Annotated in this window: 13 protein-coding genes and 1 tRNA gene; all 14 read left to right on the forward strand. The window is 66.0% G+C overall.

Annotated features, from left to right (window positions below):
• The first annotated feature begins 3 nt into the window (after window positions 1–3).
• The 14 genes from F595_RS0105575 (at window position 4) to F595_RS0105640 (ending at window position 15,670) form a co-directional block, all read left to right on the forward strand.
• Window positions 4–885, forward strand: coding sequence for a pseudouridine synthase (locus tag F595_RS0105575; protein ID WP_022955888.1), 882 nt, complete (start codon window positions 4–6; stop codon window positions 883–885).
• Entirely contained in the window at window positions 882–2,600 is a 1,719-nt protein-coding gene (locus F595_RS12965; protein ID WP_022955889.1) for an autotransporter assembly complex protein TamA, read from the forward strand. The genes F595_RS0105575 and F595_RS12965 overlap by 4 nt, the downstream gene beginning before the upstream one ends.
• Window positions 2,597–5,575, forward strand: coding sequence for a translocation/assembly module TamB domain-containing protein (locus F595_RS0105585; protein ID WP_022955890.1), 2,979 nt, complete (start codon window positions 2,597–2,599; stop codon window positions 5,573–5,575). Before F595_RS12965 ends, F595_RS0105585 begins: the two co-directional genes overlap by 4 nt.
• A gap of 86 nt (window positions 5,576–5,661) precedes the next feature.
• Window positions 5,662–7,626 (forward strand): threonine--tRNA ligase, encoded by a 1,965-nt coding sequence (gene thrS / locus F595_RS0105590; RefSeq protein WP_022955891.1) that lies wholly within the window; start codon window positions 5,662–5,664, stop codon window positions 7,624–7,626.
• A complete protein-coding gene (infC, locus tag F595_RS0105595) occupies window positions 7,613–8,155 on the forward strand; it encodes a translation initiation factor IF-3 (RefSeq protein WP_026913265.1) in 543 nt (180 codons plus the stop codon). The genes thrS and infC overlap by 14 nt, the downstream gene beginning before the upstream one ends.
• Window positions 8,156–8,252: 97 nt before the next feature.
• Window positions 8,253–8,450 (forward strand): 50S ribosomal protein L35, encoded by a 198-nt coding sequence (gene rpmI / locus F595_RS0105600; RefSeq protein ID WP_022955893.1) that lies wholly within the window; start codon window positions 8,253–8,255, stop codon window positions 8,448–8,450.
• Between the two features lie 18 nt (window positions 8,451–8,468).
• Window positions 8,469–8,828, forward strand: coding sequence for a 50S ribosomal protein L20 (rplT, locus tag F595_RS0105605; protein WP_022955894.1), 360 nt, complete (start codon window positions 8,469–8,471; stop codon window positions 8,826–8,828).
• A 149-nt stretch (window positions 8,829–8,977) separates the two neighbouring features.
• Window positions 8,978–9,994, forward strand: coding sequence for a phenylalanine--tRNA ligase subunit alpha (pheS, locus tag F595_RS0105610; RefSeq protein ID WP_022955895.1), 1,017 nt, complete (start codon window positions 8,978–8,980; stop codon window positions 9,992–9,994).
• Window positions 9,995–10,092: 98 nt separating this feature from the next.
• Complete coding sequence (gene pheT, locus F595_RS0105615; protein ID WP_022955896.1) at window positions 10,093–12,471, forward strand: phenylalanine--tRNA ligase subunit beta; 2,379 nt, start codon at window positions 10,093–10,095, stop codon at window positions 12,469–12,471.
• A gap of 39 nt (window positions 12,472–12,510) precedes the next feature.
• On the forward strand, window positions 12,511–12,813 hold the full coding sequence (ihfA, locus tag F595_RS0105620; RefSeq protein WP_022955897.1) for an integration host factor subunit alpha: 303 nt from the start codon (window positions 12,511–12,513) through the stop codon (window positions 12,811–12,813).
• Window positions 12,794–13,213 carry a MerR family transcriptional regulator gene (locus F595_RS14980; protein WP_022955898.1) on the forward strand — a complete coding sequence of 140 codons (420 nt, stop codon included), beginning with the start codon at window positions 12,794–12,796 and terminating at the stop codon, window positions 13,211–13,213. The genes ihfA and F595_RS14980 overlap by 20 nt, the downstream gene beginning before the upstream one ends.
• A gap of 50 nt (window positions 13,214–13,263) precedes the next feature.
• Window positions 13,264–13,340: transfer RNA gene (locus F595_RS0105630), tRNA-Pro, on the forward strand.
• A gap of 148 nt (window positions 13,341–13,488) precedes the next feature.
• Complete coding sequence (locus F595_RS14150; RefSeq protein ID WP_169446961.1) at window positions 13,489–13,974, forward strand: ComEA family DNA-binding protein; 486 nt, start codon at window positions 13,489–13,491, stop codon at window positions 13,972–13,974.
• A 457-nt stretch (window positions 13,975–14,431) separates the two neighbouring features.
• Window positions 14,432–15,670, forward strand: coding sequence for a nucleoside recognition domain-containing protein (locus F595_RS0105640; RefSeq protein WP_022955900.1), 1,239 nt, complete (start codon window positions 14,432–14,434; stop codon window positions 15,668–15,670).
• The last annotated feature ends 64 nt before the right edge of the window (window positions 15,671–15,734 follow it).

Here is a 15,734-nt window from a genome sequence, read left to right on the forward strand (position 1 = left end):
TTCGTGGCGGCGGCAGTGATCAACGGGGTCGCTGCCAGTCGGGTGTTCTGCCCGCCCGCTGACTGGGTGACGGTGCTCGACTTCCTGGCGACGCGCTTTCCCCACATCGCCCCGGAGATCTGGCGTCAGCGTCTGGCCACCGGCAAGGTCAGCGACGAGCAGGGCCAGGTGCTGGACGAGCACAGCCGTTACCGGCCGGGTGCCACGCTGTGCTATTACCGCGACGTGCCGCCGGAGGCCGTGCTGGCCGGCCCGGTGACCATTGTTCATGGCGACGCGCATCTGCTGGTGGCCGACAAGCCGCATTTCCTGCCGGTGATGCCGGGTGGCCGCTTTGTTCGCGAGACCCTGCTGGTGCGTCTGCGCGAACAGCTGGGCGAACCGGATCTGGTGCCGGTGCACCGGCTGGATCGCGACACGGCTGGTCTGGTGCTGCTGTCGCGTCGTCCCGATACCCGCGATGCCTACACCGCGCTGTTCCGCAGCCGCGCCATCCGCAAGACCTACGAGGTGCTGGCACCGCTGCGCGAGGACCTGGCCGAGCCCTTGCACTATCGAAGCCGCCTCGAGGATGCCGAGGAGTTCTTCCGCAGCCGCGAAGTCGCCGGCGAGCCCAACAGTGCCAGCATCATCCAGCTGATTGGCGAGTGTCGCGGCCTCGGACGCTACCGCGTGCAGCTGCTGACCGGTCGCAAGCACCAGATTCGCGTGCATTTCGCGGCACTGGGCATCGCCATCGAGAACGACCGCCTGTATCCGGTCTGGCAGCCCGATCTGCCCGATGATGCCGGCCGGCCGCTGCAGCTGCTGGCACGCGAGCTGGCCTTCACCGATCCGGTCAGCGGCGAGGACCGGCATTTCATCAGCGGCCGGGTGCTGTCATGAGGCTGCTGGCCGTCCTGCTTGCCCTGCTGCCGCTGTCCGGCCTGCATGCTGCCTGGCGCAAGGACATCCAGCCCGAGTCGCTGGTGCAGCCGATACGCGACACCATCGCGCTCTGGGAGTCGCCGAAGAAGGGCAGCGAGCCGCCGTCCGATCTGGCCATTGCGGTCGAGGCGCCGGTGGCCATCTTCGATACCCTGAAGGCGCTGGGCTATTACGATCCCGAGGTCAGCCTGCTCAAGGACGATGACAGCTGGGTGCTGCGCGTGCAGGGCGGGCAGCCGGTGCGGGTCGGCCAGGTCAGCGTCGAGTGGCTGGGCGAGGCCGCCGATGACCGCCTGCTGCGCCGGCTGGAATTTCCGCTCAAGACCGGTGACGTGCTCGATCAGGTGCGCTATGAGGCCTTCAAGCAGACGCTGAGCGAGCGCATGCTGGAGCGGGGCTATTTCGATGCCGAGTGGCTGGTCACCGACATCGCGCTCGATCTGCAGGCACGCCGTGCCGACATCACGCTGCGTCACGACAGCGGCATGCGCTACCGCTTCGGTGACATTCTTTTCCTGGACAGTCTGGGCCAGCCGCTGACCGGTCTCGATGCGCGCTGGCTGCGTGCCATGACGCCGTTCAAGCCCGGTGACGAGATCAGCAGCCGGCGCATCACGGCGCTGCAGAAGACGCTGCAGGCCTCGCGCTACTTCGCCGATGTGCGTGTCACCCTGCTGCGTGACCAGGCCGAAGGCCGTGACGTGGCACTGGAAGTGCGCGCCGACACCCGCAAGCCCAACCGGATGGCGGTCGGTCTCGGCTATGCCACCGACGAGGGGCCGCGGGTCTCGCACGAGTGGCAGCGGCATCTGCTCAACACCCGTGGCCACGGCATCAGCACCGAGCTGCAGCTGTCGCCGGTGCGCCAGCAGGCCGACCTGCGCTATCGCATCCCGTGGAAGCATCCGGTCGAGGACTCCCTGCAGTTTCTCGCCGGCATGCAGCGCGACCGCATCGACGACACCCTCAATACCCAGACCGTGGTCGGCGTGCAGCGCGTCATCCAGCCGCCGCGTGGCTGGCAGACCACCTATGGTCTGCGCCTCAGCGAGGACCGCTTCGAGCGTGATGGCGGCGAACGCGGCAGCACCACGCTGCTGATGCCGTCCGTGGCCTGGAGCCTGGTCGAGAACCGAGGCGGCGCGCTCGACCCGCTGTCCGGGCATCGTCAGCTGCTGCAGATCCAGGCGGCGCACCCGCAGGCGTTTTCCGATGCCGAGTTCGTCTCGGTGCGTGCCGGCAGTCGCTGGCTGACCACGGTCGCCGAGCGTCACATGCTGCTTCTGCGTGCGGATGCCGGCGCCATTGTCAGCCCGCGCTTTGCCGAGGTGCCACCCAGCGTGCGCTTCTACGCCGGTGGCGACAGCAGCGTGCGCGGCTACGACTACCGTGCGCTGTCACCGGTCAATGCCGATGGCGACACGGTGGGCGGCCAGTATCTGGTCACCGGATCGATCGAATACAACTGGCGCTGGCGGACCGCGTGGCGGCCGGCCGTGTTCATTGATGCCGGCAATGCCTTTGATGCGCACTGGCAGCCGCTGGCCATCGGCGCCGGTGCCGGTCTGCGCTGGATTTCCCCGGTCGGTCCGGTACGTGTCGATGTCGCCAGCGCCGTCTCCGAGCCAGGGCGTCCGCTGCGCCTGCACATCACCCTGGGGTCACCCCTGTGACCTCGGTGGCGGCGGTCTTTGCCCGGGTGCTGGCGGTGCTGGTGATCTGGCTGCCGCGTCTGCTCTGGATGTTCCTGGTCCAGCTCTTCATTGCCGTATCGCTGGTCCTGCTCTGGCTGTCGCTGTCCGCGACGGCGCCGGTCTGGCTCTGGCAGCAGTTTGGCGAGCGCGTGCCGGGGCTGCAGATCGAGGGCATGCAGGGACGGCTGGTCAGCGGTCTGCACCTGCAGCGCGTGCACTGGCAGTCGGATGCGCTGGCGGTGAGCCTGACCGACGTCACCCTGGGCTGGCAGGTCAGCGACCTGCTCAAGGGTCGGGCACAGCTGCATACGCTGGCGGTGGCGCAGGCGCAGGTTCGACAGCTGCGGCCATCGGCGCCCGGACCGGTGACGCTGCCGGCCTTCAGCCTGCCGATGTGGTGGTCGCTGCCGTCGGCGCGCATTGGCGAGCTCCGCTGGCAGCCGGCCGCAGGAAACCCGCTGACGCTGCATGACCTGCAGCTGAGCGGACACGGCAGCGGTGACACGATCACGCTGACCCGTCTGCAGCTGCGTCATGAGCTTGGCAGCGCCAATGTGTCGGGCAGCCTGCAGACGGCGGCCGACTGGCCCCTGCAGGCCTCGCTGGTGCTGACGCCGGCCACGCCGGACTGGCCTGCGCAGCGACTGAGCTTGCGTGGCGGCATGTCGGCACTGGAGTTGCGCGCACGTGGCCCGGCCCGCTATCCGGTCTCGCTGCAGCTGGTCAGCAATCTCCTGCTGGAGCAGCCCAGCTTTCAGGGGCGTCTGACCTGGCCACGCTGGCAGCCCCCCGGCCAGCAGGACTGGCTGCTGGCACCGGGAAGCCTGGTGCTGCGTGGCACCGCCACGGCCGGCGAAGCCCGCCTGCAGGCCGCTGCCACGCCATTGCGCCCCGAGGCCCTGGGCTGGCCGGCGGCCTGGCCACGTCAGGTGACGCTGGCCGGCCCGCTGACGTGGCGTCGCAGCGGTGAGGGCATGCAGGTCGAGGCCGCCCAGGAAGGCCGTTTCGGGAATCTGCCGACGCGGTTCCGGCTGGCCTGGGACAGCCAGCGCCTGCACGCGACCCGCCTGGACCTGACGCTGGCGGATGCCCGACTCCAGGCCGACGGCTGGCCCGGCGCCCGCGGCCTGCGCTGGCAGCTTGGGGTGCCGGCGCTGCAACGCTTCCAGGCCAGCTGGTCCGGCGCGCTGGAAAGCACCGGGCAGTGGCAGGGCGCCTGGCTGGACGGTCGCGGTCAGCTCGTGCTGCAGCTTCGCCAGCTGCGCCAGGGGCGTGACCTGCTGCTGCGCTCGGCGGACATCGGCGTTACCGGCAGCCTGGCACGGCATCAGATCCGCAGTGCGGTGGTGCGAGACGAGGCACGCGCCAGCCTGGTGGCGGCGGGCGGTCTCGATGTCGCCCGCAAGCGCTGGCAGGGTGTCGTGCGTGACGGCGTGCTGACCCTGGCAAAGGGCAGCTGGCGCCAGCAGGAAGCCGCTGCCGTGATCCTGACGCCGGAGCGGCAGCAGATGGCACGGCATTGCTGGGCGCAGTCGCCCTGGCGCCTGTGTGCCGATGTCGATCTGCAGGCCTCCGGGTGGCTGGCTCGTGCCGACCTGACCTCCTCGTTTGCCGGCAGGCTGACGGCACTGCTGCGCCGCGATCCGCGCCAGAAAACCCCCGTGCTGGATGGCGAGCTGAGCTTGTCCGGCCTGCTGCTGCAGGAGTTGCCGCTGCCGCTGCCCGCCGGTCTGGCCGTGGCCGGGCGTGTCGATGGCCAGGCGCGCCTTGGCGGGTCGCTGGCGGCACCGCGTCTGCAGGGCGGCCTGCGGCTGCGTGACGGCCGCGTCAGTTACCCCGAATTCGGTCTCGACTGGCAGCCGCTGACCCTGGACATGCAGCTGCTGGGTGATCGCGCGCGCTGGCAGGGGCGCTGGCAGGATGCCCAGGGCGGCCAGGCCACGCTGGATGGCGACGCCACGCTGTCGCCATGGCGTGTGCAGGCCCGGCTCAACGGGCAGCAGCTGGCCATGCGCTACCAGCCCTGGGTGCGCTCGGCGCAGGTCAGTCCCGAGCTGACCCTGGATGTCGCCGCGCAGGGCGCGCGTCTGCGTGGCAGCGTCCTGGTGCCGCGTGCCGATGCCGTCTTCACCCTGCCGCAGGCTGGCGGCCTGAAGCCGTCGCCGGATGTGCGCATCGTGCGTGATCGTCAGGGCCGGGTGCCGGTGCTGGCCGGAACCGGCGGCCAGGGCGGCGGGTTGCCGCTGGACATGGCGGTGGTGCTGCGCCTCGGGCAGGACGTGCAGCTCAGCGGACAGGGCCTCACGGCCAGGCTGCTCGGCCAGTTGCAGTTGCAGCAGTCGCCGGGCAAGGCGCTGATCGCCAATGGCGAGCTGCGTCTGAATGACAACGCCCGGTTCGAGGGCTATGGCCAGAAGCTCACCCTGCGCCAGAGCCGCTTCCTGTTTGCCGGGCCGCTGACCCGCCCCGAGCTTCAGGTCGAGGCGGTACGCGAGGTCGACGGACGCCTGGTCGGTGTGCGCCTGAGCGGACGGCCGCCGACGCCCCGCGCCGAGCTGTTTTCAGACGAGGCCATGGCGCAGGAGGACATCCTCGCGCTGCTGGTGCTGGGGCGCACGCTGGACGAGGGCACGGGGGCTCCCAGCGAGGCTGAGCGCCAGGCCTTCGCCCTTGGTGCGGCGCTCAAGCTCGGCGGTCGCACCGGTCTCATGGACAAGCTCGGCACGGGTCTGGGCATCCGCAATTTCGCGGTCTCCACCCAGGGTGAGAGCGAGCAGACGCAGGTCGCCGTCTCCGGCTTCATCGGCGAGGACCTGTTCCTGAGCTTCGGCATGGGCGTGTTCGAGCCGACCCAGACCGTGAAGCTGCGCTACCAGGTCAATCGACGCCTGGCCCTGGAGGCGATGAGCTCGCTGCAGTCGGCCATCACGCTGTTCTATACCTGGCGTTTCTGAGCGCAGGGCTTTTGCCCCGCGCCAGCCCATTCGCTACACTGCGCGGCTTGTCGCTTGATCACTTGTCGCTTCATCAGGAGTTCCTCATGCCCGTCATCACCTTGCCCGACGGCTCCCAGCGTGCCTACGACCACCCGGTATCGGTCATGGACGTGGCCACCAGCATCGGCCCGGGCCTGGCCAAGGTGACCGTGGCTGGCCGCATCACCCCGGTTGCCGGCGAGCGGGCAGGCGAGTCGCGTCTGGTCGATGCCTGCGACCTGATCAGCGAGGACGTTCAGCTGCAGATCCTCACCCCCAAGGACGAGGCCGGTGTCGAGATCATCCGCCACTCCTGCGCGCACCTGGTCGGCCACGCCGTCAAGCAGCTCTATCCGAGCGCGAAGATGGTGATCGGCCCGGTCATCGCCGAGGGCTTCTATTACGACATCGCCTACGAGCGTCCGTTCACGCCTGACGACCTTGCCGCCATCGAGGCGCGCATGAACGAATTGATCGCCAAGGACTACGACGTCATCAAGAAGGTGACGCCGCGCGCCGAGGTCATCGACGTGTTCACGTCGCGTGGCGAGGACTACAAGCTGCGCCTGGTCGACGACATGCCGGACGAGCAGGCCATGGGCCTGTACTACCACGAGGAATACGTCGACATGTGCCGCGGCCCGCACGTGCCCAACACGCGTTTCCTCAAGGCGTTCAAGCTCACCAAGCTGTCCGGTGCCTACTGGCGCGGCGATGCAAAAAATGAGCAGCTGCAGCGCGTTTACGGCACCGCCTGGGCCGACAAGAAGCAGCTTGCCGCCTACATCCAGCGCATGGAAGAGGCCGAGAAGCGTGATCACCGCAAGATCGGCAAGGCCCTGGACCTGTTCCACCTGCAGGAAGAGGCGCCGGGCATGGTGTTCTGGCACCCCAACGGCTGGACCATCTACCAGGAGCTCGAGCAGTACATGCGTCGCGTGCAGCGCGACAACGGCTACCTCGAAGTGAAGACGCCGCAGGTGGTCGACCGCATTCTCTGGGAGAAGTCGGGGCACTGGGAGAACTACGCCGAGAACATGTTCACCACGGCCTCGGAAAGCCGCGATTACGCCGTCAAGCCGATGAACTGCCCCTGCCACGTACAGATCTTCAACCAGGGCCTGAAGTCCTACCGCGATCTGCCGCTGCGCCTGGCCGAGTTCGGCGCCTGCCACCGCAACGAGCCCTCCGGCGCGCTGCACGGCATCATGCGCGTGCGCGGCTTCGTGCAGGACGACGCCCACATCTTCTGCACCGAGGCGCAGATCGGCCAGGAAGCCGCCGATTTCATCAGGCTCACGCTGCAGGTCTATGCCGACTTCGGTTTCAGCGACATCAGCCTCAAGCTGTCGACGCGTCCGGCCAAGCGTGTCGGTGACGACGCGCTCTGGGATCGTGCCGAGGCCGCCATGGCCAAGGCCCTCGATGACGCCGGTCTGCCCTGGCAGCTGCAGCCGGGCGAGGGCGCCTTCTACGGCCCCAAGATCGAATTCACCCTGCATGACTGCATCGGCCGGGCTTGGCAGTGCGGCACCCTGCAGCTGGACTTCAACCTGCCGCAGCGTCTCGACGCCAGCTACATCGCCGAAGACAACAGCCGCCAGTACCCGGTGATGCTGCACCGCGCCATCCTGGGCTCGTTCGAGCGCTTCATCGGCATGCTGCTGGAAAACTACGCCGGCATCCTGCCGGCCTGGCTGTCACCGAGCCAGGTTTGCGTGATGAACATCACCGACAAGCAGGCCGATGCCGTCCGTGACGTGGAAAAGGCACTGAAACAACATGGCTTCCGTGCCTTCAGCGACTTGAGAAACGAGAAGGTTGGCTATAAGATTCGCGAGCGCACGCTCCAACGCATCCCGTACATGCTGGTCATTGGTGAGCGTGAGGCAGAACAAGGGACTGTGGCAGTCCGCACCCGTGAAGGCAAGGACCTCGGTGTCATGACCGTAGAGGCCTTCGCGCAGCGCCTGTCCGCAGACATTGCCCGCAAGGGTCGAGTGGTGGAGAACGAAAATCAAGCCGGATAACAAGCAGGGACGTGACAGCAAGCGCGCACCCATCAATGGCGACATCAAGCACCGCGAAGTGCGTTTGATCAACCAGAATGGCGAGCAGGTGGGCATCGTGTCCATCCGCGAGGCGCTGGCAGCAGCGGAAGCCGTGGAACTGGATCTCGTCGAGATCGTGGCTGACGCGGAACCGCCAGTCTGTCGCATCATGGATTACGGCAAGTTCGTTTTCGAGAAGAAGCAACAGGCCAAGGAAGCCAAGAAGAAGCAGCATCAGGTCCAGATCAAGGAGATCAAGCTGCGTCCTGGCACCGAGGAAGCCGACTACCAGGTCAAGCTGCGCAACATCGTGCGCTTCCTGGAAGAGGGCGACAAGGTCAAGATCACGCTGCGTTTCCGCGGCCGTGAAATGGCGCATCAGGAGCTGGGCTTGAAGCAGCTTCAACGAATCGAGGCCGATCTGGCCGAGATCGGGTCTGTGGAACAGCACCCGAAACTGGAAGGGCGCATGATGGGCATGCTCATCGGCCCCCGTAAAAAGAAGTAAGTCGGCAGGAAGCTGTCTTGCGTCTTACCCCCAGGTAGGTCACGTCATGTCTGCGGACACCGTGCGACGCCGACAGGGTCACTAAACGAGGTTACACATGTCTGCAAAGATCAAAACCAAGCGGGGCGCTGCCAAGCGCTTCTCGAAGACGGCCAACGGCTTCAAGCGCAAGCAAGCCAACAAGCGCCACATCCTCACCAAGAAGTCGGCGAAGCGCATTCGTCAGCTCCGCCCGATGTCCATGGTCTCGGCCTCGGATACCGGTCGCGTGCTCGCCATGCTGCCCAACCTGTAATCTGACGGAGGATAAGAAATGGCTCGTGTTAAGCGTGGCGTCATTGCCCACCGTCGTCACAAGAAGGTCCTCGATCGCGCAAAGGGTTACTACGGTGCCCGTTCGCGTGTCTATCGCGTGGCCTTCCAGGCTGTCATCAAGGCGGGTCAGTACGCCTACCGTGACCGCCGTCAGAAGAAGCGTCAGTTCCGCGCGCTCTGGATCGCCCGTATCAACGCCGCCGCGCGTCTGAACGGTCTGTCCTACAGCCGCCTGATCAACGGCCTGAAGAAGGCCTCGATCGAAATCGACCGTCGCGTGCTGGCAGACATTGCCGTGCACGATGCTGCCGGTTTTGCCGCGATCGCCGAAAAGGCGAAGGCCAGCCTCGCTGCCTAAGCGGTTGGTGTCTGCCGGATGATTCCGGCTGGCACGCACGAAGGGGAAGGGCTGTCTGGTTCTTCCCCTTTTTGTTTTCTGCGCCGGTGGCCCCTGCGGGCGGCCGGCATGTGTGGCGCGGTCATCTGCGACCGGCCCAAGGATAGGTCATGAGTGATTTGCAAGCGCTGGTGGCACAGCTTGAGCGTGCCGTGGCGGAAGCCGCCGACAGCAGTGCCGTGGAGGCGCTGCGGGTGCAGTTCCTGGGCAAGAAGAGCCAGCTCAGCGAGCTCTCCAAGCAGATGGGCAAGCTTGCCGACGAGCAGCGCCGTGTCTTCGGTGCCGAGCTCAACGCCGCTCGCGAAGCCATCACCTCGGCACTCAACAATCGCAAGCAGGTCCTTGATTCGGCAGCACTTGATGCGCAGCTCAAGGCCGAGTGCGTGGACGTCACGCTGCCTGGTCGCGGCCAGCCGGTGGGCGGCCTGCATCCGGTGACGCGCGTCATGGAGCGCATCGAGGACTTCTTCACCGCGGTCGGTTTCCAGGTCGCCGACGGTCCCGAGGTCGAGGATGACTTCCACAACTTCGAGGCGCTGAACATTCCCTCGCACCATCCGGCGCGGGCAATGCATGACACCTTCTATTTCGATGCCACCCGCCTGCTGCGCACGCACACCTCGCCGGTGCAGGTGCGTGTCATGGAAAGCCAGCAGCCGCCGATCCGCATCGTCTGCCCGGGCCGCGTCTACCGCTGCGACTCCGACCTCACGCATTCGCCCATGTTCCACCAGGTCGAGGGCCTGCTCATCGACGAGCACGTCACCTTTGCCGACCTCAAGGGCATGATCGAGGATTTCCTGCGCGTGTTCTTCGAGAAGGAACTGCAGGTGCGCTTCCGTCCGTCCTACTTCCCGTTCACCGAACCGTCGGCGGAAGTCGACATCCAGTGCGTGATGTGTCACGGCGACGGTTGCCGCGTCTGCAAGCAGACCGGCTGGCTGGAAGTGCTGGGCTGCGGCATGGTGCATCCGCAGGTGCTGAAGAACTGCGGCATCGACCCGGACAAATACCAGGGCTTCGCCTTCGGCATGGGCGTCGAGCGTTTCGCGATGTTGCGCTATGGCGTCAATGACTTGCGCCTGTTCTTTGACAACGACGTGCGCTTCCTTCGCCAGTTTGCCTGAAACGGCTTTTACTGTTTGAAATAACCTGTTGTTTCAGAACGACAAGATCGTGTGAAGCACAACGATTCAGCCTGCACTGCCAGGCAAGCGAGACCGTGATGCAATTCAGTGAACAGCGCCTGCGCCAGCTCGTGAACCCGTCCGTGGACACCGCCGCGCTCGCCCACCAACTCACCATGGCCGGCCTCGAGGTCGATGCCATTGTGCCGGTCGCGCCTGCCTTCAGCGGTGTCGTCATCGGTGCCGTGCTGAGCACCGAACAGCATCCCAATGCGGACAAGCTGCGCGTGACCACGGTCGACATCGGCAACGGGTCGCCACTGCAGATCGTCTGCGGTGCCGCCAACGTGCGTCCCGGCCTGCGCGTGCCGGTGGCCACGGTGGGGGCCGTTCTGCCGGGTGACTTCCGCATCAAGGAAGCCAGGCTGCGCGGCGTCGAGTCCTTCGGCATGCTCTGCGCCGAGCAGGAGCTGGGCCTGGCCGAGACCTCCGACGGGCTCTGGGAGCTGCCGGCGGATGCGCCGGTGGGTGCCGACATTCGCCAGTGGCTGGCACTCGATGACAACCTGATCGAACTGGGCCTGACACCCAATCGCGGTGACTGCCTCAGCCTGCGTGGCCTGGCACGTGAAACAGCGGCCGTGTTCGGCATGGCCTTCACGCCCGACACGGCGAGCCCGGTGGCCGCCACGCTTGCCGACACGCTGCCGGTCTCGGTGGATGCCGTCGATGCCTGCCCGCGCTATCTCGGCCGCCTGATCCGTGGCGTGCGTGCCGGTGGCGAGAGCCCGCTGTGGCTGGTCGACGCGCTGCGCCGCTTCGGAGTGCGCTCGCTGTCGCCGGTGGTGGACATCACCAACTACGTGCTGCTGACCCTGGGTCAGCCGCTGCATGCCTTTGATGCGGATCGTCTGCAGGGCGGCATTGTCGTGCGCCGTGCCCGTGCCGGCGAGCAGCTGACCCTGCTCGACCAGCAGACCGTGACCCTGCGCGAGCAGACCCTGGTGATCGCGGACCAGGCCGGTCCGGTGGCACTGGCCGGCATCATGGGCGGCCTGGCGACCGCGGTCACCGCCGACAGCACCAGCATCTTCCTGGAATCGGCATTCTTCCAGCCGCTGGCGCTGGCTGGCGAGGCGCGTCGCTACGGCCTGCACACCGATGCCTCGCACCGCTACGAGCGTGGCGTCGACTTCGCGCTGGCCGAGGAGGCCATCGAGCTGGCGACCCGACTCATCGTCGAGATCGCGGGCGGGCAGGCAGGTCCGCTGACGCGCGCCGAATCTCCCGAGGCGCTGCCGGTTCGCGCGCCGATCCGTCTGCGCCGCGAGCGCATTGCCCAGGTGCTGGGCTTCGCGCTGGCTGACGAGCAGGTGACAGCCTTGCTGAGCCGGCTCGGACTGGCGCTGGTGGCCGACGCCGAGGGCTGGCTGGCGACGCCGCCAAGCCATCGTTTCGACCTGGCCATCGAGGTCGACCTGATCGAGGAGCTGGCCCGTCTCTACGGCTACAACCAGCTGCCGGTCACCGCGCCGCAGGCACGTCTGCGTCTGACCCCGCGTGTCGAGGCCCGGCAGTCGCCGCGTCGTTTCAAGCGCGCCCTGGTCGATCTGGGCTGGCAGGAGGCCATCACTTTCAGCTTCGTCGAGCCCGGACTGCTGCAGCTGGTCGATCCCGGTGCGCAGCCGCTGCTGCTGGCCAACCCGCTGTCGGCGGAACTGTCGGCCATGCGCACCACGCTGTGGGCCGGTCTGGCGCTGGCTGCGCGGCACAACCAGAGTCGCCAGCAGGGCCGCGTTCGTCTGTTCGAGACCGGTCTGCGCTTCGTGAATACCCCGGATGGCCTGCAGCAGCAGCCCATGCTCGCCGGCATCGCTACCGGTACCGCCAGTCCGGAAGCGTGGAACAACCCTAAGAATCCACTTGATTTCTTTGATGTAAAAGGAAATATTGAGGCTGTTCTCGATGTGGCCGGCGTCGCGGGCGAGATTCGCTTCGTGGCGGGTGCGCATCCGGTGCTGCATCCGGGCCAATGCGCGCAACTGCTGCGCGGCGAGCAGGTCGTGGGCTGGCTGGGTGCCTTGCATCCGCTGACACAGAAGGCCCTGGACCTGGATGGCCCGGTCTATGTCTTTGAACTGGATCTGGCCGCACTGGCCGGCGACACCTTGCCGCGTTTCAAGGCCTTGTCGCGCTTTCCGGAAGTGCGTCGTGATCTCGCGCTGCTGGTGCCGGTGCAGCAGTCGGCGCAGTCCGTGCTTGATGTCGCGCGTGCCGCCGCTGGCGAGTGGCTGCGCGAGGTCCGGGTCTTTGACCTGTATCGTGGCCAGGGTGTGCCCGACGGCTTCTGCAGTCTGGCGATTGCGCTGACCTGGCAGCACCCGGACAGAACGCTGACCGATGACGAGGTGCAGGCCCTGCGTGACCAGGTGCTGGCAAACCTGTCAGAAACATTGAACGTGACCCTGCGCGCCTGAGTGCCTGCGGGGTCATTCCCGCACATGAGGGAGGCCGACATGGCTGCATTGACCAAGGCTGACATTGCCGAGCGCCTGTTCGAGGAGCTCGGCCTGAACAAGCGCGAAGCCAAGGAGCTGGTCGAACAGTTCTTCGAGGAGATCCGCCAGGCCCTGGTTGACGGCCATGCCGTCAAGCTGTCGGGCTTCGGCAACTTCGAGCTGCGCGACAAGCGCCAGCGTCCGGGGCGCAACCCCAAGACCGGCGAGGAAATTCCCATCAGCGCGCGACGCGTGGTCACGTTCCGTCCGGGGCAGAAGCTGAAGCAGCGAGTGGAAGGTCATGGCGCTCAATCGACCTGAGGTTTCGCTGCCCGAGATTCCTCCCAAGCGCTACTTCACCATTGGTGAGGTCAGCGAGCTGTGTGACGTCAAGACGCATGTGCTGCGTTACTGGGAGCAGGAGTTCACGCGCCTGAAGCCGGTCAAGCGGCGCGGCAACCGGCGCTATTACCAGCGTCAGGATGTCGAGCTGATCCGGCAGATCCGTGATCTGCTCTACCTGCAGGGCTACACCATCCAGGGGGCGCGCCAGAAGCTGGCTGATGTCCGTCATGACAAGCCCGAGACGGCGACGGGTGCCGCTGACGACGCGCCAAGCCTGGGCAGCCAGACACCGGACACGGTCTGGCACTTCGCGCTCAGTGACATGATCGAGGATTTGCAGGAAATTGCTCACATGTTGAGCCATCGCGAATCCTGATACTGGACAGCAAGGCGCAATCCAGTATCATGCACACCTCGTGAAATCGTCGGGGCGTAGCGCAGCCTGGTAGCGCACCTGCATGGGGTGCAGGGGGTCGCAGGTTCAAATCCTGCCGTCCCGACCACGATCTCTTCGCGATGAAGCCGTTGCACCCTCCGGGTTGCAGCGGCTTTTTCGTTTCCGGGCCCGGCTGTCGTGACTGGCGCGGGCGCTGATCATGGTCTACCTCCTGAAGACAGTCATGCGGTCGCATGACGTTGCCGGAGATGACCATGCGCCTCGCCACGATCTCGGCCCTGCTGAAAGTCAGGGCCATGAGCAGAAGTCTGTCACTGCTGCTGTGCACGTTGCCGACACCGGTGCCTGCCGCCGATGGCCATGTGCTGATTCGTCATCGACCTGCGACGGCGGCACAGGCCGTGCCGGGCGAGGGGAGTGGCAGTGGACAGGCAAGGGCGGAGGCGGTTGTCGCGCTGGACATCAACCGCGCCGGGGCCGGGGAGCTGGAAGCCGCGCTCGATGGCGTAGGGCCGGCCAAGGCGGCGGCGATCATTGCCTGGCGTGAACAGAACGGTCCGTTCAGGACGCAGCAGGACCTGCTGGCGGTGAAGGGCCTGGGCCCTGCGTTTCTGGAAAAGAACAGGCTACGCCTGGCGCTGCCGGTCGCGCCAGTGACGTCGTCGCCGACCAGTGCCCCAGGCCGGTTGTCAGAATCCCCCACGTTGTTACAGAAATCGTCTGGAATTCGTCTGGATTAGTATTCCCTGCCTGTTTTTCCAGCGCTTGTCAGACAATTTATCGGGCGGTTGTCTGACTTATCCTCCGTGTCAACCCGAGCTGCCGTTTTTTCATGAAATCCCGTGGTTTTTTCTTTCATTAACAGGACATGACGGTGTTGACAAAATTAAGTTGTTGAAAATAAACAATAAAAACGATTTGCTCAAAATATGATCAATCTGTGTCGAGGCCAGTGGTCAGGGTGCTTGGGAGCCATTCCCAACGGCTTTTCCACGGAGTTATCCACAGAAATTGTGGACAACTTTTCAGGGCCCGGCAATGCCGCGTCCTGTCTGGCTCTGACGGTGAAAATGCCTGGCTGGCGCCGCTGAGGAGGATCGCTGACGCCCCTGAGCCTGTGTTTAAATCGACGAACGGAGGGGCTGTACGCGGTCTTCACCGGCAGGTTGTCGATCTGGCAGTACAGGAGTGCGGTTCGTGCTGAATGCGTTGTGGCTGGCGTTCTTTGTGGTGACGGCGCTGAGCGCCACCTGGCAGGCCCTGGTGCTGGGCGATGGCGAGAGTTTCTCGCGCGTGGTGCAGGCCTGGTTTGAGGGGGCCAAGACCAGTGTCGACATCAGCATCGGTCTGGTCGGGGTCATGACCTTGTGGCTGGGGCTGTTCAAGGTCGCCGAAGAGGCCGGGCTGGTGGCACGCTTCGGACGCCTGCTGGCGCCCCTGTTTCGCCGCCTGATGCCGGACGTGCCGGCTGGGCATCCGGCTCTCGGCGCCATGACCATGAACATGTCGGCCAACTTTCTCGGACTCGACAACGCGGCCACGCCGCTCGGCCTGCAGGCCATGCGTGAACTGCAGACGCTGAATCCGGAGCCGGAGCGGGCAACGCGGGCACAGGCCCTGTTCCTGGTCATCAACACCTCGTCGGTGACACTGATTCCGGTGTCGGTGTTTCTCTACCGGGCGCAGCAGGGCGCTCCGGATCCGGCCAGCGTCTTCCTGCCCATCCTGCTCGCGACCTCGGCGTCGACCTTTGTCGGCGTGCTGGCAAGCTGCCTCTATCTGCGCATCCGCCTGCGCGACCCGGTGCTGCTGGCCTACGGGGCCGGCTTCGCCACGGTCATGGCGCTGTTCATCAGCGCCCTCAGCCAGCTGCCGGCAACCGAGCTCGGCCAGTTCTCCAGCAGCCTTGGCAACGGCCTGCTGGTGCTCATCATCATGGGCTTTCTGCTGGCTGGCTGGTGGCGTCGCCTGTCGGTCTACGACACTTTCATTCGCGGTGCGAAAGAGGGCTTCGAGACTGCCGTGGGCCTGATTCCGTACCTGGTGGCCATGCTGGTGGCGATTGCCGGCCTGCGCGCCAGCGGCGTCATGGACACGCTGCTCGACGGGGCTGCCTGGCTGCTGAACCAGCTCGGCATGGCCACCGAGTTCGTGCCGGCCCTGACCACCGCCTTCATGAAGTCGCTGTCGGGCAGCGGTGCCCGCGCCATGATGCTGGAGACCATGCAGACCTACGGCGTCGACAGCTTTCCGGCACTGGTGGCGGCGGTCATCCAGGGCTCGTCCGAAACCACCTTCTACGTGGTTGCCGTGTACTACGGCGTGGTGGGCATTCGCCGTGACCGCGGCGCGCTGGGTTGCGGCCTGCTGGCCGATGCCACCGGGGTCACGGTGGCCATCGTGGCGGCCTACTGGTTTTTCCCGCCGGTCGCGTGAGCAGTCGACACGTGACGGGCATGACAGGAAGCTGTCCTGAGCTAGACTAGCGCCAGCCCGGATC

It is taken from the genome of Perlucidibaca piscinae DSM 21586 (assembly GCF_000420045.1).
Taxonomy (GTDB): domain Bacteria; phylum Pseudomonadota; class Gammaproteobacteria; order Pseudomonadales; family Moraxellaceae; genus Perlucidibaca; species Perlucidibaca piscinae.